The organism is Dokdonia ponticola, from assembly GCF_042653865.1.
Classification (GTDB): Bacteria; Bacteroidota; Bacteroidia; order Flavobacteriales; family Flavobacteriaceae; genus Dokdonia; species Dokdonia ponticola.
In genome coordinates this window covers 247,630-268,763 of the sequence record NZ_JBHSFV010000002.1, presented here as the reverse complement: position 1 = coordinate 268,763, position 21,134 = coordinate 247,630, and the positions used below count along the sequence as shown (strand labels likewise).

Genomic DNA, 21,134 nt, shown 5'->3' with positions numbered 1-21,134 from the left:
TATTTTATTTTAAATGCTTCCAATACCACTCCATAGATGCCTGAATTCCTTTTTCAAGATCAAACTCTGGTGTATACCCTACTAGGGAAGTAGCTTTTTCTATCGAAGCTAAAGAGTGAGGTACATCTCCAACACGCTCTGGTCCGTGCATTATGGCTACATCTTGTATAGAACTGTCGTATGTAGTTAACGCTTTTTTTAATATTTCTGTTAGTTGGATAAGCGTTGTACGTTCACCATAAGCAACATTATAAACAGTATTCAATGCCTCAGGGTTAGAAGTAAGCATTGATTTTATATTCATCTCAATCACATTATCTATATAGGTAAAGTCTCTAGAGAAAGAACCATCACCATTTATGATAGGTGATTCATGATTGATGAATTTTTTAACAAAGGCAGGAATAACTGCTGCATAAGCCCCATTAGGATCTTGTCTTCTACCAAACACATTAAAATACCGTAATCCTATGGTATCTAGGTCATATACTTTATGAAATACATCTGCGTACAATTCATTTACATATTTTGTGATCGCATACGGTGATAATGGTTTTCCTATAATGTCTTCTTTTTTAGGTAATAAGGTAGAGTCACCATATGTAGATGAACTCGCAGCATACACAAAGCGTTTAACCTTTTCATCCCTAGCTGCAGTGAGCATATTTAAAAACCCACCTACATTCACATCATTTGTGGTGATCGGATCATTAATAGACCTAGGAACAGACCCTAATGCTGCTTGATGTAACACATAGTCCATAGATGCAATAGCACGCTTACAATCTTCAAGATTGCGTATATCTCCTATAAATAATGTAAAATTAGGATGATCTTCAAACGAGCTAATATTAGCCTTATGACCAGTTGCAAAATTATCTAAACAATGAACAACAGCCTCTTGATCTAACAAATATTCACACAGATTAGAGCCTATGAAGCCCGCTCCCCCAGTTACAAGTACTCTCGCTCCTTTTAATGTATCTATAGCAATGTCGGTCATATATCCGTTATTCAAGCAGTGCAAATATAAGACTTCTTAAGATGTTGATAGCACTATAAATTACAGGCTTTTTTAAAGATGTATAAGCACTTTTCATAGCAATAAAATACGATTTTATGATAACCTTTATATAAAACAATACCCATTATAGTACATTTACCACTGTTTATACCTGATATCTATTTATGAAGTTTTATTCAATATTTATTTTTATCGCACTTACGACAACACAATGCCAAGCACAAGATTATGGCAAACTTGCCTATGAGATGACATTCCCAGAACTCTTAGAAGAAAACTCTGGTATTACCTTATCTAAAAATGGTGAGCTGCTTTATACAATTAATGATTCTGGTGGAGACCCTAGTATATATACCATAGACCTTTATGCTAAAGAAATTGTTCAAGAAATCAGACTCTCTAATGGTAAAAATGTAGACTGGGAAGATGTAACTCGGTATGAAAACACGTTATATGTTGGTGATTTTGGTAATAACGACAATAACAGAAAAAATCAAACCATATACTGGGTAGAAAATATCGAGCAGATTCCTTTGGGTTCTCATACCGCTTTCGCGAAAGCGACCACCTTCACTTTTGAGGATCAGGAAAAATATCCTCCCAAAAAAAAGCATCGCAACTTTGATGTCGAATCCATTATCGTACACCAATCTTATTTTTATTTATTTACCCGCAATCGAATTCCTGATAAGAAGTTTGACGGTACTACAAAATTATATAGAGTTCCTATGAAAGAAGGTCCGCAAACAGCTGTCCTTATCGATGAATTCAAAACCTGCTCAGATCGGGATGATTGTCAGGTTACCAGTGCGGCCATACACGAGCAAACGGGTAAAATTGCCTTATTAAGCTATAATAAAGTTTGGATTTTAGAAAATTACACTGAAGATCATTTCTTTTCAGGTGATGTAACTAAGATCAAGTTAGAACACTCTTCTCAAAAAGAAAGCATCACTTTTAAAGATGCAAATACCGTCTACATCTCTGAAGAAGCATCTAAAAATGATCTAGGAAATCTTTATACCTTAGATCTAAAAAACAGTAAATAGCCTGTTAGTATTGTTTGTATTTGCCGACTTAGGCGAGTAAATTACTTCGAGGCAAGCCTATAAGGGATTTAAGAAAAACCATTTATTTCTAGGCAAGTCTCGGTGAATTTAAATCTCGATGATCAAGTAAATTCTATTTTTCATGAAAACATACCTTCTTACAGTAGCGATTCTACTGACTAGTTTTTTCGCGCAAGCGCAAATGACCAATCAAAAATTAAAAGATATTCTCTCGCAAGAAGTAGACAATATAGAGGGTATAAGCGGAAGATGGCAACTCAAATTAAATGAACTCCCCATGATAGTACTTACAGATTCTGTAAACGATCGCATGCGAATTATCGCACCCATCATAGAGGTTTCAAAGCTTGACAAAGATTTACTGTTAGATTGTCTTACTGCAAATTTTCACTCAGCACTTGATGTGAAATATGCCATTTCTGATACTATTTTATGGTCGGTGTATGTTCACCCCTTAAGTCCGTTAACCGAAAGAGAAGTGAGAAGTGCCGTACAACAGGTATTTTTAGCCGCTGAAACGTTTGGCACAAGCTTTTCTAGTACACCACTCCTCTTTGGAGGTGGAGCCTCTTCCCAACAAACGCCAACTTCCAAGAAGGATACGTTGATTTTTAAGAAAACATAATTATGTGTTTGGCGTAAAGCTATATTCAGGGACTTTTCCGATAGCACCTTCAAAAAACTCGTGAATCAAGGCAAGATCTTGTTTTAAATCCCCTGATGGATATAGGGGTTTTGAAATACGATGCTCTTTTTTGGCGAAGTCAAAAGCCACCATAATGATAGGTACCTTTGCTTCTAGGGCGATAAAGTAAAAACCTGTTTTAAGTTTGTTAACTTTTTTACGAGTCCCCTCAGGCGCTAGTGTTAGTCTAAACTCTTCTTTAGTTTTGAATACCTGCGCAATAGATTTTACCTTGTCTTGTCCAGAAGTTCTATCTATAGGAGCACCTCCCATGAGCCTAAAGAAAAAACCAAATGGCCATTTGAAAAGTTCTTTCTTCCCGACAAACCCTACTTTAACACCCAATGTAGCTCGTAACAAAATGCCCATATAAAAGTCATGCCAACTCGTGTGAGGTACCGCTATCACAATACATTTTTTTACGGTGTCTTGAGAAAAATCTCCAATAACTTTCCATCCTAATACTTTTTTATATATAAATTTTGCTAATCCCATACGTAGTTACTTTGTGAGGAGTTGACGTGCTTTTTCTAAGTCTTCTTCAGTATCAATCCCTATCGCCACATTATGGGAGCGTACCATTTTAATTTTTTTACCATACTCCAAAAAACGAATGCATTCGATCTTTTCGGCAGCTTCTAGCGCTCGCATTTTTAAAAGTGAAAAATCGATAATCGCTTGTTTTCTAAAGGCATAAATACCTTTATGTTTATATATGGTCAAAGCTACTTCTCGATCTCTCACATACGGTAAAGGGGATCTTGAAAAGTACAACGCATAATCCATCGCATCGACAATTACTTTTACATTGTTTGGATTTTTTATATCAGCCTCATCCTCAAGTGGTGTCATGACACTAGCAAGATCAATTTGTGAAGCATCTTCACCATAAAAAACATCCAGCACTGGCGCAAGATCTTCTCTCGTTGTAAAAGGCTCATCACCTTGTACATTTACCACAATATCACAATCTATAGACACTACTGCTTCAGCTATCCGATCACTCCCACATTCATGATCTTCCCGACTCATGAGAGCCTTTCCTCCTGCTGCAGTGACCGCATCGTAAATCACAGGACTATCTGTAACGACATATACGTCATTAAAGAGTTGGGTAGCCACCGTGCTTTCATACGTTTGGACAATCACTGGTTTTCCTCCTAAATCTTTCATCATTTTCCCTGGAAAACGAGAGGCCGCATATCGCGCGGGAATCATTGCTATAATTTTTAAAGACGTCTTCATGAAGTTGGGTACGCTTTCGCGAAAGCGTATAATCAAATATTAAATGCAATTACAAAAATAGCGAAATTCAGTTCCAATTAAGAACGCCTAAGCCTTTTAATCCATCGCCACGCAACCCCTACGATTAACAGTACAAGAACCAGGGCAATAAATGGAGAAAATACGCTCGCTACCGAAATAGTCGTCGCCGCACCTGTCTCTACTGAAGCGATTACAGGGTTTGCAACACCCCCCGTAGTGGCTGTAGAAGTCAGTCGTGTTACGCCTGTAGTCCCCGATATCGCAGCAGCGGCACCACCTCCTGCAATAATTGCCAAAGCCCACGTAAATATAGGGTCTACATCACCCATAGTAATGACCATAAGCAACGTACCTGCTATACCCGCTAGAGGAACTGATATGGTGTCTAGCAGATTGTCTAACCAAGGAATAAAATAAGCAAAGGTTTCTACTACCGCAGCAATACCTAAAAGCCATAAGGCAGTACTGCTTCCTATCCATTGCCAACTTTGATCGACAGGAAACCAACCAAAATGAGCTGCTAAACTGACGAGTAACAACGGTATAAAAATCCGAAATCCTGCAGCTGCAGCTAAAGAAAAGCCTAAAACAATACTGACAATAAGTTCAAAAACCATGAGAAAAATATAGTGATGGTAAGATACTATTTTTGTTCGTATGTTTCAACAAACATATCTTCTTTAAAACCGATGAGGTAGACTTTTGATTTAGCTCTCGTAACGGCCGTGTAAAGCCATCGTAAGTAATCTCGATTCATCCCGTCAGGAAGATAGGGTTGTTCTATAAAAATACGATCCCATTGTCCTCCTTGTGATTTATGACAGGTAATTGCATAAGAGAATTTGATTTGAAGGGCATTGAAAAACTTATTATTTTTAATTTTAAGGAATCGCTTATATTTTGATTTTTCGTCTGCATAATCTTTTTGCACTTCTTGATACAACCTATTTGATTCTTCATAGGGCAAAGAAGGCGTCTCCATAGCAAGTACATCCAGCATCACTACGGTATCAAAAGGGGCCATATTAGGGTAATCGATCATTTGTACTTTGACTTCGGCAAATCGGAAACCGTAGAGCTCTTTAATGGCATAAATTTCTAACACTTTGATAATATCACCATTAGCAATAAAACCTGCATCACTTTTAGCATCTACCCAGAAGTAGTTGTTTTTTACGACCATAAGATGATCACCAGACGACACTTCTTCTTCTTGAAAAAGAATACGGGATCGTATTTGTTGATTATATAAGTTGGCTCTTTTATTAGAGCGTACAATAATAGCGGTCTCTTCGTTCCCTACCTGCTCATAGGAGTCTTGTATCGCGTCCATGATATCATGACCATCTACAAGCCTCACAATATCTTCAAACCCGTTTAAATCAAACTTAAAATCTTCAAAAAAACCATCGGCGAGATGTTCTCTGATGGTAGTGGCATTAAAGAGAATACCACTGCTCTCTTCTTGACGCATGACTTCATCCAGCTGTATACTATCTACCTCTTTATTATACTGTAAGGATAAGACATTACTATCTAATGCAGGAGATAAATCTAATTTTACGGGTGGTAACTGCGCATCATCACCTATGAGTATCAATTTGCACTTATGACCACTATATACATATTGCATCATATCATCTAGGAGAGATCCATTTTCAAACAATTTAGATTCACTTACTCGATCAGAAATCATAGAAGCTTCATCTACGATAAAAACACAATTGCGATGTTTGTTAGGTTGTAATGTAAACGAAACACCTCCCCCTTTATCCTTTTTGGGGAAATAAATTTTACGATGTATCGTAAATGCTTGCCGATTGCTGTAGTTACTAATGACTTTGGCAGCTCTCCCTGTAGGTGCCATGAGCACTGATGATAGCTGGGCTTTCCATAAATTTTTAACCAAAGTTCCTATAATGGTTGTTTTACCCGTTCCTGCATATCCTTTTAATAAAAAAACGGTATCATAATTGCTGTCTAGGAGAAAGTTTGAAAGCTTTTGTAAAAGGATATCTTGCTTTATAGTAGGTGTATACGGAAAGTCTGAACACATGAGTTTATAAAACGAAGAAGGGTCTGTAGACATAGTAGGAAATTAGGTGGGTTAAATATAACGAAGGAAAATATCTTAATATGTTTTTACGATTAAAAAAAAATTGTAGATTTGCGAGTATACGTAAACTAATATTAAAAACCTCTACGAATGAAAATTGTTTTGCAACTTGTACTTTGGGTAATCATAGGTGTGTTATCATATTTACTTTTTAATGCTATCTATGGAGAAGTGAAATTTAATGAGATAAAAGAGAAAAGGTACAAAATGGCCATAGAGAATTTACGAGATCTTCGTATTTCACAAATGGCTCATAAAACTGTGACCAAAACATATCAAGCCGATTTTGACAAATTAGTTAAATTTATAGACACCGCTCAATTTACATTGACACAACGTAGAGATAGTACAGTATTAGATGAAGAACAAACAAAATTATATGGAGTTGATACTTATAAAGAAATAACCATCATAGATACCTTAGGGTTTAAATCTGTAAAAGATTCTTTATTCGGAACATCAGATCGTTACAAAACAATGATTAATGTGCCTATTGAAGGAGCTAATGCTAAGTTTGAAATGAAGACAGGTACGATCAACAAAAGTAATATTGACTTCCCTGTTTTTGAAATAAGAGTATCTAAAGATGTACTTTTATTTGATCAACCAAAAGACTTTGTTACTAAAGAAAAACAAGTAATTTCTGTAGATGGTGTAAATGGAGATGCTCTTATTGTAGGGTCTCTTGATAAAATTACAACCAACGGAAACTGGCCGAAGAGTTACGGTGCAAATGACGAATAATAGTCAACCACATACCATATCAAAGAAATTGTCCATCCAAGTATGCTTAGATGGACTTTCTTTTTGTACCCAAAATATAGCTTCAAAAGAGCTCATTAGCTATCAAACGATTCCTTTTAAGCAAAAAGTAGACCCCGCGTCTCTATTAGGAGAGGTTACTACTATTTTTAAAATACATCCTGAGCTACAAGAACCCTACAAAAAAGTAGAAGTGATTTATAGTAATCACTTATTTACCCTAGTTCCTAAAGCAGTATTTGATCCAGAAAAACTCACTGATTACCTAAAGTTTAATACAAAGATTCTAGCCACAGATTTTGTTGCCTATGACGCAATAGATACACAAGACATAGTCACAGTCTATATCCCATATACCAATATCAATAATTTCTTTTTTGACACCTTTGGAGCCTTTGATTACTACCATGGAATGTCGCTTTTTATCAAACACGTACTGGAAACAGCGTCGAACGATGAGTATCCTAAAGTCTACATTCATCTTCATAAAAACAGCTTTGATTTGGTTGCTACACAAAAAAAGAAATTACTCTTAGCAAATGCCTTTGATTTCCATTCAAAAGAAGATTTTTTGTATTACACATTGTTTACACTAGAGCAATTAGAATTAAACCCAGAGACTGTAACTGTAGAACTCAGCGGACAGGTACAAAAAGAAGATCCGCTATATGAAATAGCCTATAAATACATACGCCATCTCAACATCAAAGAAAACCCAACAAGTATAATTCCTGCTAGCGATTATATTTTAAGCACGCTTATATGACACGAATTATTTCAGGAAAATATAAAGGACGCCGTATTCAGGCTCCTAAAAAACTACCCACACGCCCTACCACAGATATGGCTAAAGAAGCCTTATTTAATATCATACGGAGTCAATTTCATATCAGCTCGCTAAGTGTTTTAGATCTCTTTGCAGGCACAGGAAATATAAGCTATGAATTTGCTTCAAGAGGATCACAACAAATTGTTTCGGTAGATTCAAATTATCACTGCGTACAATTTATCAATAAAACAGCAGAAGCGTTTAATTTTGAAGCCATTCAGACCATTAAAAGTGATGTGTTTAAATATTTAGAACGCGCTTCAGGCACTTACGATATCATTTTTGCCGATCCACCGTATGACATGCCTTTGGAGCAATTTGAAAAAATAGCGATTCTCACTTTTGAAAACAACTTACTAGATCCTGACGGAACGCTTATCATAGAACATAGCAAACATACCAAAATGGATCATCTAGCCCATTATGTAGAAACCCGCCATTATGGAGGCAATGCCTTTAGCTTTTTTGTGTGGCCAGAAAGTGATGAAGAAGAGTAGTATTTCAAGAGCGATTCTTTCTAATTTTTTTTTCGCTTAAAGCGAAAATTTATAAAGGAAGCCACAGAGTAAGGATATATGTTATGTATAGTAATAGAAGGTATTAAATCATAGATCCCGTTTTCAGCGGGATTAGTTCAACTACCTATTTTGTATGCGTCTTTCAGACTTTACAAAACAGTGTTTCACTAAAAAAAGGATGACATTTTAAAACGTCATCCTTTTGCGTATGCTGTATACACTGTAGACTGTCACGCTTCTTGTGTATAATATGGCATCATTCAAGTGTTTTAGTGAGATAAAATTGTGTTTCCAACAATTCTGATACAAAACTACGGTGAAGATGTCATGTAATAATGGGGCAAATGCCCCTTTTTGTGGGGGTTTTAAGAACTAAAATTGAAGATGCGAAATATCAAAGCTTAGATTCTATTAAATACTAAAAAAGTTTAGCAAATAGTCCGATGAGTTCAAGGTGAAATTTTGAGTGCGTCCTTCGGACTTCTCAAAATTGAGTTATGTTAAAAACTAAAAGATCCCGCGGAAAAAGCGGGATGAATTCAACTTACAATTTTGAATGCGCCTTTCAGGCTTTTCAAAATTGAGTTTCATTAAAAAGCAGGTCTATAAGCCGGATTCTGTATCACACCAAAGTGTGACCCTTATCATTTATCTAGGATGTTTATTACTAAACACCTCCATCTGCCTACCCTCCCACAACGCGCGAGTAACACTTAACTGTGGGTATACTTGACATTGCACCGCATAGAGTTTACCTGGTTTCACTACAGCATGACCTGTACATACTTTCTGTTGCACTTGTCCTATCACGCCTAAACATGATGACGGCTGTTAGCCGCTATGCTACTCTATGGTGTCCGGACTTTCCTCTTTTGTACTGAAACATGTCCAATACAACAGCGATAAGGCGACCTGCTTGGGCAAAGGTACAATATAAATGAAGGGAAGTGAAGTGTTTTTAAGAGGTTTTTAGAAAGGATTTAGCAATATTGAGAAGATATGATTACGAAGCGTCTTCATCCATATTCATAAATTCTTTAAGCTTCCGTTCTTCCCATCTATGAAAAGGCTTAAATACTCTAAAAGCTACAAGACCATGAAGTAAGAGACCTATGCCCCAAGGGATAAATCCTAAAAGATTCATCCAATGATTATCAGAAAAGCAAAAAAAGCAAAATGTGAAATTAAAAAAAGGACCTACTATAGACAAAAGAATCACTAAAAGATACGTGGCTAAATGCCAATAAAAACCTTGTATACGTTTTACAGCATCTTTGGCTCGTAAGTATTTCAAATCATTTTCATCTTCCATAGAATCTACATATTTTCATCTTTATCTATAAGTTCTTTAATCTTGCGTTCCTCCCAATCTCTACCAAATAAGGCTGTTTTGGAGAATAATTTATAGGCTTTAAAGATAAGTCCAATTCCCCATCCTAAAGCGGGCCATAAAAACCACATATATGACCAATTATTGAAATAAAAATTGATCCCTGCGAGAATGGCTATAAATAAAAAATAACTCATCAGCTCGCCGTAAAACTTCTTAAGATCAGCTACACGTTGCTTTGCGCGCTCATATTTATCACGTTTTTCTTCGGGTGTCATCATTGCTATCTAGCTTTATTATTTAAAAATCATCATCATTCATTAATTCTTCAATCTTTCTATTTTCCCATGATTTATTGAAGATTGGATTCCACCCAAAGGTATCTGCTGCGTGTCCTATTACACCCCAACCCCATCCTCCAATAGGAAATATGGCCCAAGGGAATGATCCTGAACGTACATTTAAAAAGATAAACACTGGCACCATGATTAAATAAATAGTAAAATGAATATAAAATCCTTTGAGTTTTTCTACTTTCTCTTTAGCTCGTTTATAGCGTTTGTCTTCTAAATACTCTTTTTGCTTAGGTACAAATGCTTTCTGTTCAATTAACATAGGAACACCGATTTCAAAGGTATTTCCATCGTTTTTAATACGTACCCCAGCATCAGTCAATAATTGATAACGCTGCTTGATATTTAGTAATCCTACCCCACTACTCTTCTTGACCACTTGTTTTGCTTGAATATTATTTTTTACAACGAGTCTGTTCCCCTCCTCATAGATTTCAATATGGAGCTTTTTTCGTGGTGTTACCATGTTGTGTTTTACAGCATTCTCTAATAATAATTGAAGAGATAACGGAACGACTTTTAATTCAGAATTTGAGATCTGATCAGGAATATCAACAATAATACTATCTTCAAAACGCATTTTGATTAAGTTCATATACGTTCGCGCAAAAGCTAATTCCTCCTCTACAGGAACCAATTCTTTGTTTTTTTGTTCCAATACATATCGGTATACTTTTGACAGTGAAGTGGTAAACTTTTGTGCTTGTTTTGGATTTTCTTCAATAAGGCTTGCCAGTACATTCAGGCTATTGAATAAAAAGTGAGGATCTAATTGATTTTTGAGTGCATCAAATTTCGCGGAAGCGGTCCTAGCAATAATCTTAGATTGCTTAACTTTTGTATCTTGAGTGTTTTTCCAGTAATAAAAAGCATAAAAAAGTCCAGTAGAAACAAATGCAATGATGGAGGATAGATAATAATCTTTTAATTTTTCGTTTTCCAAAAACGTTTCTAACGGTGTTTCTGTGCGGACAACCTGTAAAAAAACACGTATCAGAAACACGGTAATAAAAGTCGCCATGACACCGCTTAAGAGTCCTATGATGACATTACGTGTTTTCCAAAACTCAGCCCCATAACGATCTAGAAATGCCCTAAACACATACATATTGACCATGAACAACGCTACAGAAAACAGCTGATTCTGAAAGAAAAACTCAGAAACATCACCCCCATACCAAGGATCCCCCAGCAAATACATGATAAGGCCATGTACAAGGAAAATAATCAATCCCAGAGCAAATGCTTTACCAAACTCTCTTAGTATATTTTTCATATAAAATTGTTACGCTTACTTATTACATTGAGCATAGGCTTCTTGCGCACGCTCTAATCCATAACTAGGATGAAATTCTGTTGCAGGTTTAAAGGTAGCAAAAAGATCTATGGCGCGTTTTATTTCTTTACAATAGGGTTCTGTAGAACTTCCAAAATAACGAGCAGCTCCCATATCCCATTCTGCTTTATTAAAAATAAAAATAGGGTTTTCTGGGTCGGCAGCATTTGCTTTTGCATATAATTCGGATACTTTGCCAGAATATTTCATGCCATATTTGGCACCGTCATATGCCACCCAAACCGTATATAACTGAGCTTGCATCTGTTTTGCGTATGGATTTTCCTTATCTATAGTGAGTATATTATTAATGTGTTCTTGCGCTTTATCTAGGTTAGCTTTTAACGTTGCTTCCTTTTGATCATCCCATGTATTCCAACATTTTAAAATATAGATTTGTGCTATGTAATAATCAGGAAGCCATTGTTCTTCTTCGGCAGCGGCAATCCGTTCAAAAAGGTTGGCAGCCTGGTCTAGTTGATTTTGGTTCCAAAGCTCAAAAGCCTTGGACATTCCTTTTTCATAAGGAGTTTGCGAGTTTCCTAAAGTAGCTAAGAGTAAAAGGATAAATGTGATAATGGTTTTCATAAGTGATTGTTTTTTGATGGTGTAAAAATGATGCTTTACACGCTTTCGCGAAAGCAAAACCAACCCAACTGTCATTTTTCACGACTGAATTGTTAGTTGAAACTGAAGTTGGACGCTTGAAGTTAGAAGCAGGAAGTTTTTATAATTTAATTGATGCTGGATGCTGGGAGTAATTTAAAAGTAGGAAGTTTTAGGAATTTCCTTTTTTGTGATTTGAGGTTTAACGAGTACGATGTAAAGAGATTGAGTGATTTTATCTCACCGAAGGGCAGAAATGAAATAGCGCTACATTGCGTCTGCCAAAGTGTATCAAAAAGTACCTCTTATTTCTTTTCTGCCTAAATCCTATGTATCTTTATGGGAATGTATAGACTTCATCACATAAAACAGCGTCTTCTTACCATGTTGCTATTGGCGAGTTTGTGTTTTACATTTTCCTATGAAGTACAAGCACATACAACAAGGACAGAAATTGCGCTTGTAGATACACAAATACATACTAAAAATTCTGGTGTAGCTTATATGCCATTGGTGCAACAAGCAAAAAAAGCAGATTATTTTCCTTTCTTTGTAGCGTTCTCATTTCAGCATTTAGTATATGCTCAGGATCATATGATCGCTCATAGGATTTCATCACAAAAAAAGAATCCAAATACCAAACAACGCACCGTTGTGATAGATTATCTACAACAACACACGATCCTATCTGATGATACAGATACTTCTCACCTTCGTGTAATCCGATCTTAAGGATTCCACGTTTCAATTCACACCTTTTTTTTAACTAGACATTCTCTAAGAGAGGGTCTCACTGTATCATTATTATGAATAAATGTAAACGATATATACGTCTTATGATGCTTATCCTAGTGATCGCTATGGCGGCGGTCCTACCCGTTCCTATGAAATTTACCACAAAAGACAATCTTCCAAAAAATGTCATCGAACAAATAGATTCTAAGGAAGAAGATGAGGAAGATAACGAGAGGGATCTTATTGTGTAAGTTTTTGCTTTCAAGGAACAACGTGACGAAGGAGTTTATATTGAGCTTGTCTAAATACGAAAATGGACTCAGGACAAAAGGGAGTCAAGAGTCAGGACTATAAAAATTACTTTCGCAAAAATGACGTAAGACCGCTACGCTATAAGACGTAGGACTTAAGACTGAAAAAGAATCAAGAGTCAGAATCTTTGTCAGTCTTAGCCTGTCGAAAACCCTTTCGATTGTATAAGCACTTCGACAGGCTCAGGGTGACAGTATTGTATATTGAGCGTAGTCTAAGTGCGAAAGCGGACTCAAGACTCATATTGAAAATGACTTTTGATTCCTACAAAAGATGTAAAATAGAGTACTACTCTAAATTAGAGTAATACTCTATTTTAGAATCCCATGTATGAAGTATTGTGACTTAAGGGTTATATAAGAGTATAACACCTCCCTCTGTCTCTTACTTCGACAAGCTATGCACACCTATTTTCTAGGAGAGAACAGTTTGTTAATCTTTTTGATCTATTCTTAGTAGCTTCTATATTTTTTAAACTTTTAAACTCCTCGACCTCTCAACTCATCGACTACAGACTAAAGACTACCGACTATTTTTTTCGCGAAAGCGGACTTAAAAAACCTCTCGAAAACGCTATCGTAAAAACAAAGACCTAGACTAGGGCTTCAGGATAGAATAACATACCTTTGCAGGCTTAAAATTTAGACATGATACAACGCATATTTAAAAACTTTACTTTTAACCCTAAAGATGATATCCTCTCTGGATTGACGGTAGCACTAGCTTTAGTACCAGAAGCAGTTGCTTTTGCATTTGTTGCTGGGATTCCTCCACTAGTTGGACTTTACGGTGCGTTTATGATGGGAATTGTTACAGCATTATTTGGAGGTCGTCCAGGAATGATCTCTGGAGCTACAGGTGCGATGGCAGTTGTGATGGTCTATATGATCCAAAAAGGAAATGAAGTCGGTGATGCATTAGCAACCCCTATTGATAACCTAGGACTGCAATGGTTATTCATCACATTACTATTTGTGGGAGCCATACAAATCACAGCAGGGGTTTTTAAACTAGGAAAATTTGTGCGTTTGATTCCACATCCTGTAATGATGGGATTTGTAAATGGACTTGCGATTGTAATTTTCTTATCACAATTAAAGTTATTTCCAAGTCTAGGGACAGAAGGGATTTCTTTTTTCAGTAATACAGGCGATTGGTTTGCTGCTGTTTTTTCAAATGGAGCCTTGTGGGTGATGATTGGTTTTATAGCCCTTACGATGGCGATTATGTATTTTTTGCCTAAAATCACTAAAAAAGTACCTGCAGCACTCGTAGCTATTGTGGTAGTAGCAGCGATTGTAATTTTTGGAAAATTAAATATGAGTACTGTAGGGTCATTCATTATTGATAGTGGTGGTACAGGACTAGAGGGTGGTTTACCGACCTTTCAATTTCAAATATTTGGATTGTTAGAAACATTAGACGGGCACTGGGGATTGATCATATCGACAGCTTTCATTCTTGCTGCCGTAGGATTGATAGAATCTCTTATGACCTTAAATCTTATTGATGATATGACTGAAACACGTGGAAGTGGGAATCGTGAATGTGTTGCGCAAGGAAGTGCTAATATCTTAAATGGTCTTTTTGGAGGTATGGGGGGTTGTGCAATGATAGGACAATCGATCATTAACGTAAACTCAGGGGGGCGTGGACGTTTATCTGGAGCCGTTGCTGCCATTGCATTATTATGTTTTGTCTTATTTGGCGCACCACTTATCGAACAAATTCCGATAGCCGCCCTTGTGGGTGTGATGTTTATGGTAGTAATAGGGACTTTTGCTTGGTCAAGTTTTAGAATCCTTCATAAAATTCCAATAGCTGATGCTATTGTTCTTATTGCCGTATCTGGGATTACCGTATGGAAAGATCTCGCTATTGCTGTTATCGCTGGAGTTATTATGAGTGCATTGGTGTTTGCGTGGAGAAATGCTACTATGATTCGAGCGCGTAAAAGCATAAAGGAAGATGGCACCAAAGTATATGAAATATGGGGGCCTTTATTTTTTGGATCTGTTCAAAATTTTAATTCAAAATTTGATGTAAAGAATGATCCTGACACCATAGAAATTGATTTTATAGAATCTCGTGTCAATGATCACTCTGGAATAGAAGCCTTACGCAGTATTGCCAATAAATATATAGATGCTGGAAAAAAAGTCAAACTAACACATTTGAGTCCGGAATGTAAAGCACTATTATTAAAAGCGAATCCAGATTTTGATGAGGTGATAGAAAGTGCTGTCGATGATCCAAGGTATCACGTGGTAACAGATCTTTTGGACACCGAAGTATAACACTCTTAAATAATATATAAGAAGACCTCTAATAAAAAATTATTCGAGGTCTTCTTATGTATAAAATTGATTCATTTCTAAAGAAAGGATTACGTTATACCCCTATTTAAAAAAAGTTTTTTCTTACAATAATAATTTAAATTATTATAAATTATTAACAGTTAATGAATTGACTTATTTAGTGTATAAAACACAGCTAGAACTTACTTATAAGTCATTTCACCTATATATAGGAAAATAGACAAGTGAATTATCCTACAATACGTTAGAAAACATCTAAAATCACACTTTAACTACGTGTATATTTAGATCTTATAAATAGGGGCATTTACCCCTATTTATTGTCAAAACTACAAGTGAAAGATTTTTTTATGTAGATTTGCATATAATTATCTCACTAAAACAATTTTAAATTATGAAAAAAATTACTCTCAAGAGTGTAGTCTTCTTTGCACTTTTAACAGGTTTTGTAGGTTTCGGACAAGGAACAGGAACTACAGACACTTCAACTGATGTACCAACAGGAATCCAAAATAACTTTGGAGTTGAAGACACACGAGGAGCATCTGTTCCATCTGTACTTGTGGCAGCTTCCCCTGGTGGAGGTGCTGACTGGATTAACGATGTAGAAGCAAAATTAGACGCAACAGGTCTTGTTGCTGCCGACACATTCTTAACAGGTGCTGGAACTCCTACATTAGCAGAACTTCAGTCATACGATGCTGTATTAGTCTTTACAGATGCTGGTGCTGCCGATCCTGTGGCTTTTGGAAACAACTTAGCAGCATACATAGACGGAGGTGGAGCTGTTGTAGATGCAACGTTTACACCTAATGTTTCAATTACTGGTGGATTTACAGCGTATGAGTTATACTCTATGTCTGGTCAATCTAATGGAGCTAACTTAGGAATTGGTACTATTTTAGAGCCTGGTCACCCTACATTGGCAGGAGTATCAAGTTTTGATGGTGGTACTTCTTCTTTCCATAACACTGGAGGAACTGTTGCTGCTGGTGCAACTTTAGTTGCAGAATACACAACAGGTGCACCGTTTATTATCGTTGATGAAAATGTAGGTCCTGCAAATACAAGACGTACGTTCCTTAACTTCTACCCACCATCTATCGATGCACGTGATGATTTTTGGAATACAACCTCAGATGGGGCGCTTATCATGGCAAACGCTCTACGTTGGACAGCCAACTTTAGCGATGGCCCTTCTGTACTTATTGTAGGTTCACCTGGAAACCCTGATTGGATTCTTGATGTAGAAGCAAAAATAGAAGCTACAGGTACACTAAGTGCCGATACATTCTTAAGTTCTGGAGGAACTCCTACGTTATCACAACTTCAAAATTATGATGCAGTGTTTTTATTTACAGATGCTGGAGCTGCAGATCCTGTTGCATTAGGAAACGTGTTAGAAGACTACATTGATGCTGGTTTTCCAGTGGTAGATGCGACTTTTACACCTAATGTTGCTATTACTGGAGGGTTTACTCAATATGAGTTATACTCTATGTCAGGTCAATCTAACGGAGCAAACTTAGGTATTGGTACTATTTTAGAGCCAGGAGATCCTATCCTTACTGATGTCAACTCTTTTGATGGAGGTACTTCTTCTTTCCATAATACAGGAGGAACGGTTGCTTCTGGTGCAACTATAATTGCTGAGTACACTACAGGAGCTCCTTTATTAATAAGAGCTGAAAATGTAGGTCCTGCAAACACAAGACGTGTATTCCTTAACTTTTACCCACCATCTATCGATGCGCGTGATGACTTCTGGGATACTACTTCTGACGGTGACCAAATTATGAGAAATGCTTTATTATGGGCGATTGATGGCGTTGTACTTGGAACAGATGATAATGAATTAGGTATAGACATCTCTGTATTCCCTAACCCTGCTCAAAATGAGTTAAACATTTCTAACACATCAGGTGTTTCCATTGAGAAAACATACATTATTGATATGGTTGGTAGAATTGTTAGCACAATTGATGCAAGTGATGCTACTACAAGAACTATTGATATTTCAAACCTTACTACTGGTATTTACTTCTTACGTTTAGAAAGCGCAGATGCTAGCAGTGTTATCAAATTCATCAAGAAATAAGCTTGATCTGATTTGTAAAATAGTTATGATTATACACAGTAAGCCCCGCCATTTTGGTGGGGCTTACTATTTTATACAGTGTAAACTATATCCTAATTACTAAAGCACTCTTTAAACCCATGCCTTTTTGGTAACATAAAGACTGTCTGATCTCATAATATCTATTAGTTCTCTATAATCCTAAAGGATGGTGTCAAGATTTTATTTGTGCAATCTTCAGGAAGGCTAAATACAGTATAAGTCCTTTTGACAATACCTTTTTATATGCTTTCGCGAAAGCGTAGTCTAGACTCTTTAAAACAATATCCAGTACCTATTAATTATATGGATACTATTCATTTCAAATACCATACAAAATAGAAAATTTGATATACTAATCACGTAGTTCAGAAAATAGTTTATTCCTTATAAAGCATAAAAAAACCTCGTCGCCAAACGAGGTTTTCATGTTTACATTTTAAAATATAGTGATATCAAAGATATCGTTTTGTGATGTTTATTGCTGTTTAAAGACATCCATAACGCCATCAAATTTTGATACATCTATATCTCCCGCTTGAATGGTCTTCGCTAAATTTGCCATATCTGCAATATTCATATCATCACCCAGTAAACGTGCGATGACAAATCCTTGTGCATCTTGTGAAGCAAATACAATCACTTCATCTATCGCATCTTCTTCTCCGCGAAAATAGAGTTTCATATTTCCCATATCAGAACTAACTTTCATTAATTCTTCATAGTCATCACTGGCTAAGATGGTCATGACTTTTGTTTTTTCACTTTCAAATGTAGCTGTTGATTCTCCGTCTTTTAACGGGTACGCCATGATATTAATCTTACGTACTGTATTAAGAACTTCTTTTTGTTTTTCGTCCAAAGCCTCTGAATCTTTACTAATCAGACTCGTAGGCACATCTACTAAAATAAAATCTGAGTTTTCTTGATTTGCTACATAATACTCCTGTAGTGTTTCGTCTTTATTACAGCTTGTTAAACTCAAACTAGCTATGAGGACGATCGCTATACTTTTTACTATTCCTTTCATGATTTATCCTTTTTTTGCTTTATCTACATCCTTAAGAGCTTCACTTCCTTTGAAGTCTAACTCTTTTGCTAATTTTGATATTTGTTTCAAATCAATATTTCCTGTTACCTGAAAGAATACCGTACGCATTTCGCCATCTATATCGCCATTGAGAAACATCACAAACTCTTTTACAAAATCGTCGTTACTGCCTGGCTTATAGTAAAACTTAACGTTTTTACCATCATCTGTAGCTCTCATAAGTTCTTGAAGATTGGATGAAGATATATATCCTTTCATTGTACTGCCCATTTGTGAGGCGATATCTTCTTTTGTGGTTGTAAACATTTTTACGTTCTCTAGGTTATTGACTAGATTTATGTAAGCCTGCATTTCTGGATCTGATGAGTTAAGGTCTACTTTACTCAATAGTTTAAACATTTTTTGATTCATCACCATAGATGAAACACCTTTCATAGATTCAAATTTATCAAACTGATTTTGTGCTACCATCGTCATAGAGGATACTAACATAAGCGCTACAATTACTATTTTTTTCATTTTTCTTGTTTTTATTGTTTAAAAAAGTTGCTGGTTGTGGTGTTGAATTCATTGACTGCTCCCAGCTGTGCAGTGCTTTCATTAAACATTTTACCCATTAATCCTAGGGCTTGTTTGGTTTTAAGTATACCTTCTTCTTGAGATACATTTCCTGTATAAACATCACCTTGGGTATCTATTTGCGTAGCGAGTCCTATAAGGATAATTGCTACAGCTGCTACTCCAGAAATCCAACGATATTTTGGTTTCTTTTGTGCTGGTAACTGTATAGGAATATCGTAGGTTTCTTGTGATGCTTTTTGAAAAGCTGTAAACATATCGATATAGCTTTCTAAATGAGGTGCTACATAATCACTTGTAAAATACGTGCGTAATTGCTTTTCTTGTGCAAGTGTGGTTGCTCCCTCAAAATAGGCTTCCAGTAACTGCTCAACTTTATTGGATTCCATAGTTTTGTTTTTTAATTAATGCTTCTCTTATGGTTTTTCTAGCACGTGATAATGCTACACGTACTGCTGTTTCATTCATTTCTAACATAGCTGCAATTTCTGGATTGTCAAATTGCTCTACATCTCTTAATTGCAGTATTAACTGCTGTTGTTCGGGTAAGTCTTTCATTAACTTATATACCCATTCTACTTCGTCTGAAGCTTCGATTTGTCTGCCAGTGTTTCGAGAATGATCTTCATAATTATTATGAACGATTCTAAGATTATTATTCTTTTTTGCTTTTAATGCGTCATAACAGTAATTCTTTGTCATTGTCATTGCAAACGCTTCGATACTTCGGTATTGTTGCATTTGAGATCGTTTCATCCATAAACGTAAAAGGATCTCCTGAGTGGCATCTTGCGCTTCGTCTTCAGAGATCAATAATCGTTTGGCCACACGATATATTTTATCCTTAAAGGGGTTAACAAGACTTATGAACGCTTTCTGATCCATGTATTCATTTCGGTTAGTTATTAGGGAGACGAGTAGTTATATATTTTGTTACAATGAAATAGTATTTTTTCTTAAAACATAAAAATTCAATGGATTATGAAAGTGGAACCTTCACTAAACAAGATTTTATATTTATAGATTATGGTTACTAATTAGACACCACCATACTGCTTCTATAGATAATTTACGTATAAAAATTTTTAAGAAGGTTTTATACGCTTTCGCGAAAGCGTATATTAGATGAATCCATGTAACAACATCACAGTAAAAGATACTAATTGTACAAACAATAAATATGATTTTAACCACTACCAATAGTATAGACGGAAAACAAGTAACAAATTACTTAGGTATTATTGTAGGTACTACGTATACTACAAACTACGGAACAAAGGGAATGTCTTTTAAAGATATGTTTAACAGCCAGAAATATTATAAAAATTATGAAAGCGGATTAAATGAAGCCAAAGAAAATGCTTTTGAAAAATTAAAAGCACAAGCTCTAGAAAAACAAGCTAATGCTATCATTGGGGTTTCTATAGATATTGAGATGATGAGCACTACAGGAGTGACCATGATTTCTGTAGTCGGTACCGCGGTGAGAGTACAATAAATAATCTTTGGGGCAAGCCCACAAGGTATTCAATGAAATATTTTCTTCAGTTTCCAAAGCTAGTTTCGAGGTATTAAACCTCAGATCCCGCCGAAAAAAGCGGGATCAGTTCAACTAGCCATTTTAAATGTGTTGCTTCGTAAATTTTAAAACAGCGTTTCACTAATAAATTTATAAATGACGTGTACAAGAACAACCTCCGAACATCCTGACTTCAAGATGCTCGTCCGCTTATTAGATCAAGATCTCGCGTTACGAGATGGTGACGAACATGGCTTTTACCATCAATTTAATAGTATTGAAGGTCTCAAGCACTGTATAGTCTTACATGAAGATTCAAATGCCATAGGTTGTGGTGCCTTCAAAGCACACAACTCCACAACGGCAGAGGTAAAAAGAATGTATGTTTTAGAAACTCAAAGAGGAAAAGGACTAGCAACAAAGATTTTAACAAACCTTGAGTCGTGGTCAAAAGAGATAGGCTATGAAAGATGTGTCCTAGAAACAGGCATCCGACAACCAGAAGCTATTGCATTGTATGAAAAAAATGGATATAAGCGTATTCCAAACTATGGACAATATATAGGTGTAGAAAACAGTGTTTGTTTTGAAAAGCTTTTATAGCTTTGA

24 protein-coding genes and 1 other RNA gene are annotated in these 21,134 nt (G+C 36.0%); 11 read left to right on the top strand and 14 right to left on the bottom strand.

What is annotated here, in order from left to right; all coding sequences use genetic code 11:
* Positions 1-4 precede the first annotated feature (4 nt).
* A complete protein-coding gene (locus ACFO3O_RS05230; RefSeq protein WP_379977494.1) occupies positions 5-1,003 on the bottom strand; it encodes an SDR family oxidoreductase in 999 nt (332 codons plus the stop codon).
* 185 nt (positions 1,004-1,188) lie between these two features.
* Between ACFO3O_RS05230 and ACFO3O_RS05225 the strand changes: the two genes are divergently transcribed.
* Together ACFO3O_RS05225 and ACFO3O_RS05220 are read left to right on the top strand one after the other, a co-directional pair.
* Positions 1,189-2,073: a hypothetical protein gene (locus ACFO3O_RS05225; protein WP_379977493.1), complete on the top strand. Its 885-nt coding sequence runs from the start codon at positions 1,189-1,191 to the stop codon at positions 2,071-2,073.
* A 142-nt stretch (positions 2,074-2,215) separates the two neighbouring features.
* The gene (locus ACFO3O_RS05220; RefSeq protein WP_379977492.1) at positions 2,216-2,719 is read left to right on the top strand and encodes a hypothetical protein; all 504 of its coding nucleotides are present in this window, start codon (positions 2,216-2,218) and stop codon (positions 2,717-2,719) included.
* Here the strand turns inward: ACFO3O_RS05220 and ACFO3O_RS05215 are convergent, their stop codons facing one another.
* The 4 genes from ACFO3O_RS05215 to ACFO3O_RS05200 all read right to left on the bottom strand — a co-directional run bounded on the left by ACFO3O_RS05215 (position 2,720) and on the right by ACFO3O_RS05200 (position 6,134).
* Positions 2,720-3,274, bottom strand: a complete 555-nt coding sequence (locus ACFO3O_RS05215) for a 1-acyl-sn-glycerol-3-phosphate acyltransferase (RefSeq protein WP_379977491.1) — start codon at positions 3,272-3,274, stop codon at positions 2,720-2,722.
* Between the two features lie 6 nt (positions 3,275-3,280).
* Positions 3,281-4,024 carry a 3-deoxy-manno-octulosonate cytidylyltransferase gene (gene kdsB / locus ACFO3O_RS05210; RefSeq protein ID WP_379977490.1) on the bottom strand — a complete coding sequence of 248 codons (744 nt, stop codon included), beginning with the start codon at positions 4,022-4,024 and terminating at the stop codon, positions 3,281-3,283.
* Between the two features lie 77 nt (positions 4,025-4,101).
* The gene (locus ACFO3O_RS05205) at positions 4,102-4,662 is read right to left on the bottom strand and encodes a DUF4126 domain-containing protein (protein ID WP_379977489.1); all 561 of its coding nucleotides are present in this window, start codon (positions 4,660-4,662) and stop codon (positions 4,102-4,104) included.
* 26 nt (positions 4,663-4,688) lie between these two features.
* Entirely contained in the window at positions 4,689-6,134 is a 1,446-nt protein-coding gene (locus tag ACFO3O_RS05200; protein WP_379977488.1) for an ATP-dependent DNA helicase, read from the bottom strand.
* 117 nt (positions 6,135-6,251) lie between these two features.
* Between ACFO3O_RS05200 and ACFO3O_RS05195 the strand changes: the two genes are divergently transcribed.
* The 3 genes from ACFO3O_RS05195 to rsmD are packed head-to-tail and all read left to right on the top strand — an operon-like array spanning position 6,252 to position 8,249.
* On the top strand, positions 6,252-6,905 hold the full coding sequence (locus ACFO3O_RS05195) for a hypothetical protein (RefSeq protein WP_379977487.1): 654 nt from the start codon (positions 6,252-6,254) through the stop codon (positions 6,903-6,905).
* Entirely contained in the window at positions 6,847-7,689 is an 843-nt protein-coding gene (locus ACFO3O_RS05190; protein WP_379977486.1) for a DUF3822 family protein, read from the top strand. Before ACFO3O_RS05195 ends, ACFO3O_RS05190 begins: the two co-directional genes overlap by 59 nt.
* On the top strand, positions 7,686-8,249 hold the full coding sequence (rsmD, locus tag ACFO3O_RS05185) for a 16S rRNA (guanine(966)-N(2))-methyltransferase RsmD (RefSeq protein ID WP_379977484.1): 564 nt from the start codon (positions 7,686-7,688) through the stop codon (positions 8,247-8,249). Before ACFO3O_RS05190 ends, rsmD begins: the two co-directional genes overlap by 4 nt.
* 611 nt (positions 8,250-8,860) lie before the next feature.
* Here rsmD and rnpB read toward each other — a convergent pair.
* The 5 genes from rnpB to ACFO3O_RS05160 all read right to left on the bottom strand — a co-directional run bounded on the left by rnpB (position 8,861) and on the right by ACFO3O_RS05160 (position 11,877).
* Positions 8,861-9,189: RNase P RNA component class A (gene rnpB / locus ACFO3O_RS05180), an RNA gene on the bottom strand.
* An 84-nt stretch (positions 9,190-9,273) separates the two neighbouring features.
* Positions 9,274-9,582: a 2TM domain-containing protein gene (locus ACFO3O_RS05175; protein WP_379977483.1), complete on the bottom strand. Its 309-nt coding sequence runs from the start codon at positions 9,580-9,582 to the stop codon at positions 9,274-9,276.
* 5 nt (positions 9,583-9,587) lie between these two features.
* Complete coding sequence (locus tag ACFO3O_RS05170; RefSeq protein WP_379977481.1) at positions 9,588-9,881, bottom strand: 2TM domain-containing protein; 294 nt, start codon at positions 9,879-9,881, stop codon at positions 9,588-9,590.
* A gap of 19 nt (positions 9,882-9,900) precedes the next feature.
* Entirely contained in the window at positions 9,901-11,229 is a 1,329-nt protein-coding gene (locus ACFO3O_RS05165; RefSeq protein ID WP_379977480.1) for a histidine kinase, read from the bottom strand.
* A 15-nt stretch (positions 11,230-11,244) separates the two neighbouring features.
* Positions 11,245-11,877, bottom strand: a complete 633-nt coding sequence (locus ACFO3O_RS05160) for a hypothetical protein (RefSeq protein ID WP_379977479.1) — start codon at positions 11,875-11,877, stop codon at positions 11,245-11,247.
* 357 nt (positions 11,878-12,234) lie between these two features.
* On the opposite strand from ACFO3O_RS05160, the gene ACFO3O_RS05155 reads away from it, so the two are divergent.
* The 4 genes from ACFO3O_RS05155 (at position 12,235) to ACFO3O_RS05140 (ending at position 17,358) form a co-directional block, all read left to right on the top strand.
* Entirely contained in the window at positions 12,235-12,627 is a 393-nt protein-coding gene (locus ACFO3O_RS05155; RefSeq protein WP_379977478.1) for a hypothetical protein, read from the top strand.
* 104 nt (positions 12,628-12,731) lie between these two features.
* Entirely contained in the window at positions 12,732-12,881 is a 150-nt protein-coding gene (locus ACFO3O_RS05150; RefSeq protein WP_379977477.1) for a hypothetical protein, read from the top strand.
* Between the two features lie 708 nt (positions 12,882-13,589).
* Positions 13,590-15,239: a SulP family inorganic anion transporter gene (locus ACFO3O_RS05145; protein ID WP_379977476.1), complete on the top strand. Its 1,650-nt coding sequence runs from the start codon at positions 13,590-13,592 to the stop codon at positions 15,237-15,239.
* Positions 15,240-15,654: 415 nt separating this feature from the next.
* Positions 15,655-17,358: a T9SS type A sorting domain-containing protein gene (locus ACFO3O_RS05140; RefSeq protein ID WP_379977475.1), complete on the top strand. Its 1,704-nt coding sequence runs from the start codon at positions 15,655-15,657 to the stop codon at positions 17,356-17,358.
* A gap of 496 nt (positions 17,359-17,854) precedes the next feature.
* Here the strand turns inward: ACFO3O_RS05140 and ACFO3O_RS05135 are convergent, their stop codons facing one another.
* Genes ACFO3O_RS05135 through ACFO3O_RS05120 form a run of 4 tightly spaced genes read right to left on the bottom strand, consistent with a single transcriptional unit; the run spans position 17,855 to position 19,891 of the window.
* A complete protein-coding gene (locus tag ACFO3O_RS05135; RefSeq protein ID WP_379977474.1) occupies positions 17,855-18,406 on the bottom strand; it encodes a DUF4252 domain-containing protein in 552 nt (183 codons plus the stop codon).
* 3 nt (positions 18,407-18,409) lie between these two features.
* Positions 18,410-18,946, bottom strand: coding sequence for a DUF4252 domain-containing protein (locus tag ACFO3O_RS05130; RefSeq protein ID WP_379977473.1), 537 nt, complete (start codon positions 18,944-18,946; stop codon positions 18,410-18,412).
* Between the two features lie 11 nt (positions 18,947-18,957).
* Positions 18,958-19,395 carry a hypothetical protein gene (locus ACFO3O_RS05125; RefSeq protein ID WP_379977472.1) on the bottom strand — a complete coding sequence of 146 codons (438 nt, stop codon included), beginning with the start codon at positions 19,393-19,395 and terminating at the stop codon, positions 18,958-18,960.
* Positions 19,382-19,891 (bottom strand): RNA polymerase sigma factor, encoded by a 510-nt coding sequence (locus ACFO3O_RS05120; protein ID WP_379977471.1) that lies wholly within the window; start codon positions 19,889-19,891, stop codon positions 19,382-19,384. The genes ACFO3O_RS05125 and ACFO3O_RS05120 overlap by 14 nt, the downstream gene beginning before the upstream one ends.
* Positions 19,892-20,186: 295 nt before the next feature.
* Here ACFO3O_RS05120 and ACFO3O_RS05115 point away from each other — a divergent pair, with 295 nt between their 5' ends.
* Complete coding sequence (locus ACFO3O_RS05115; RefSeq protein WP_379977470.1) at positions 20,187-20,504, top strand: YbjQ family protein; 318 nt, start codon at positions 20,187-20,189, stop codon at positions 20,502-20,504.
* A 177-nt stretch (positions 20,505-20,681) separates the two neighbouring features.
* Complete coding sequence (locus tag ACFO3O_RS05110; RefSeq protein ID WP_379977469.1) at positions 20,682-21,128, top strand: GNAT family N-acetyltransferase; 447 nt, start codon at positions 20,682-20,684, stop codon at positions 21,126-21,128.
* Positions 21,129-21,134: the final 6 nt, after the last annotated feature.

Bases quoted from the DNA above. Each gene is read 5' to 3' on its own strand.
- ACFO3O_RS05200 (WP_379977488.1), bottom strand. From the start codon at position 6,134: ATGTCTACAGACCCTTCTTCGTTTTATAAACTCATGTGTTCAGACTTT.
- ACFO3O_RS05115 (WP_379977470.1), top strand. From the start codon at position 20,187: ATGATTTTAACCACTACCAATAGTATAGACGGAAAACAAGTAACAAAT.
- ACFO3O_RS05175 (WP_379977483.1), bottom strand. From the start codon at position 9,582: ATGGAAGATGAAAATGATTTGAAATACTTACGAGCCAAAGATGCTGTA.
- ACFO3O_RS05150 (WP_379977477.1), top strand. From the start codon at position 12,732: ATGATGCTTATCCTAGTGATCGCTATGGCGGCGGTCCTACCCGTTCCT.
- ACFO3O_RS05130 (WP_379977473.1), bottom strand. From the start codon at position 18,946: ATGAAAAAAATAGTAATTGTAGCGCTTATGTTAGTATCCTCTATGACG.
- rsmD (WP_379977484.1), top strand. From the start codon at position 7,686: ATGACACGAATTATTTCAGGAAAATATAAAGGACGCCGTATTCAGGCT.
- ACFO3O_RS05135 (WP_379977474.1), bottom strand. From the start codon at position 18,406: ATGAAAGGAATAGTAAAAAGTATAGCGATCGTCCTCATAGCTAGTTTG.
- ACFO3O_RS05160 (WP_379977479.1), bottom strand. From the start codon at position 11,877: ATGAAAACCATTATCACATTTATCCTTTTACTCTTAGCTACTTTAGGA.
- ACFO3O_RS05155 (WP_379977478.1), top strand. From the start codon at position 12,235: ATGGGAATGTATAGACTTCATCACATAAAACAGCGTCTTCTTACCATG.
- ACFO3O_RS05195 (WP_379977487.1), top strand. From the start codon at position 6,252: ATGAAAATTGTTTTGCAACTTGTACTTTGGGTAATCATAGGTGTGTTA.
- ACFO3O_RS05215 (WP_379977491.1), bottom strand. From the start codon at position 3,274: ATGGGATTAGCAAAATTTATATATAAAAAAGTATTAGGATGGAAAGTT.
- ACFO3O_RS05220 (WP_379977492.1), top strand. From the start codon at position 2,216: ATGAAAACATACCTTCTTACAGTAGCGATTCTACTGACTAGTTTTTTC.
- kdsB (WP_379977490.1), bottom strand. From the start codon at position 4,024: ATGAAGACGTCTTTAAAAATTATAGCAATGATTCCCGCGCGATATGCG.
- ACFO3O_RS05120 (WP_379977471.1), bottom strand. From the start codon at position 19,891: ATGGATCAGAAAGCGTTCATAAGTCTTGTTAACCCCTTTAAGGATAAA.
- ACFO3O_RS05230 (WP_379977494.1), bottom strand. From the start codon at position 1,003: ATGACCGACATTGCTATAGATACATTAAAAGGAGCGAGAGTACTTGTA.
- ACFO3O_RS05165 (WP_379977480.1), bottom strand. From the start codon at position 11,229: ATGAAAAATATACTAAGAGAGTTTGGTAAAGCATTTGCTCTGGGATTG.
- ACFO3O_RS05125 (WP_379977472.1), bottom strand. From the start codon at position 19,395: ATGGAATCCAATAAAGTTGAGCAGTTACTGGAAGCCTATTTTGAGGGA.
- ACFO3O_RS05110 (WP_379977469.1), top strand. From the start codon at position 20,682: ATGACGTGTACAAGAACAACCTCCGAACATCCTGACTTCAAGATGCTC.
- ACFO3O_RS05205 (WP_379977489.1), bottom strand. From the start codon at position 4,662: ATGGTTTTTGAACTTATTGTCAGTATTGTTTTAGGCTTTTCTTTAGCT.
- ACFO3O_RS05170 (WP_379977481.1), bottom strand. From the start codon at position 9,881: ATGATGACACCCGAAGAAAAACGTGATAAATATGAGCGCGCAAAGCAA.
- ACFO3O_RS05140 (WP_379977475.1), top strand. From the start codon at position 15,655: ATGAAAAAAATTACTCTCAAGAGTGTAGTCTTCTTTGCACTTTTAACA.
- ACFO3O_RS05145 (WP_379977476.1), top strand. From the start codon at position 13,590: ATGATACAACGCATATTTAAAAACTTTACTTTTAACCCTAAAGATGAT.
- ACFO3O_RS05225 (WP_379977493.1), top strand. From the start codon at position 1,189: ATGAAGTTTTATTCAATATTTATTTTTATCGCACTTACGACAACACAA.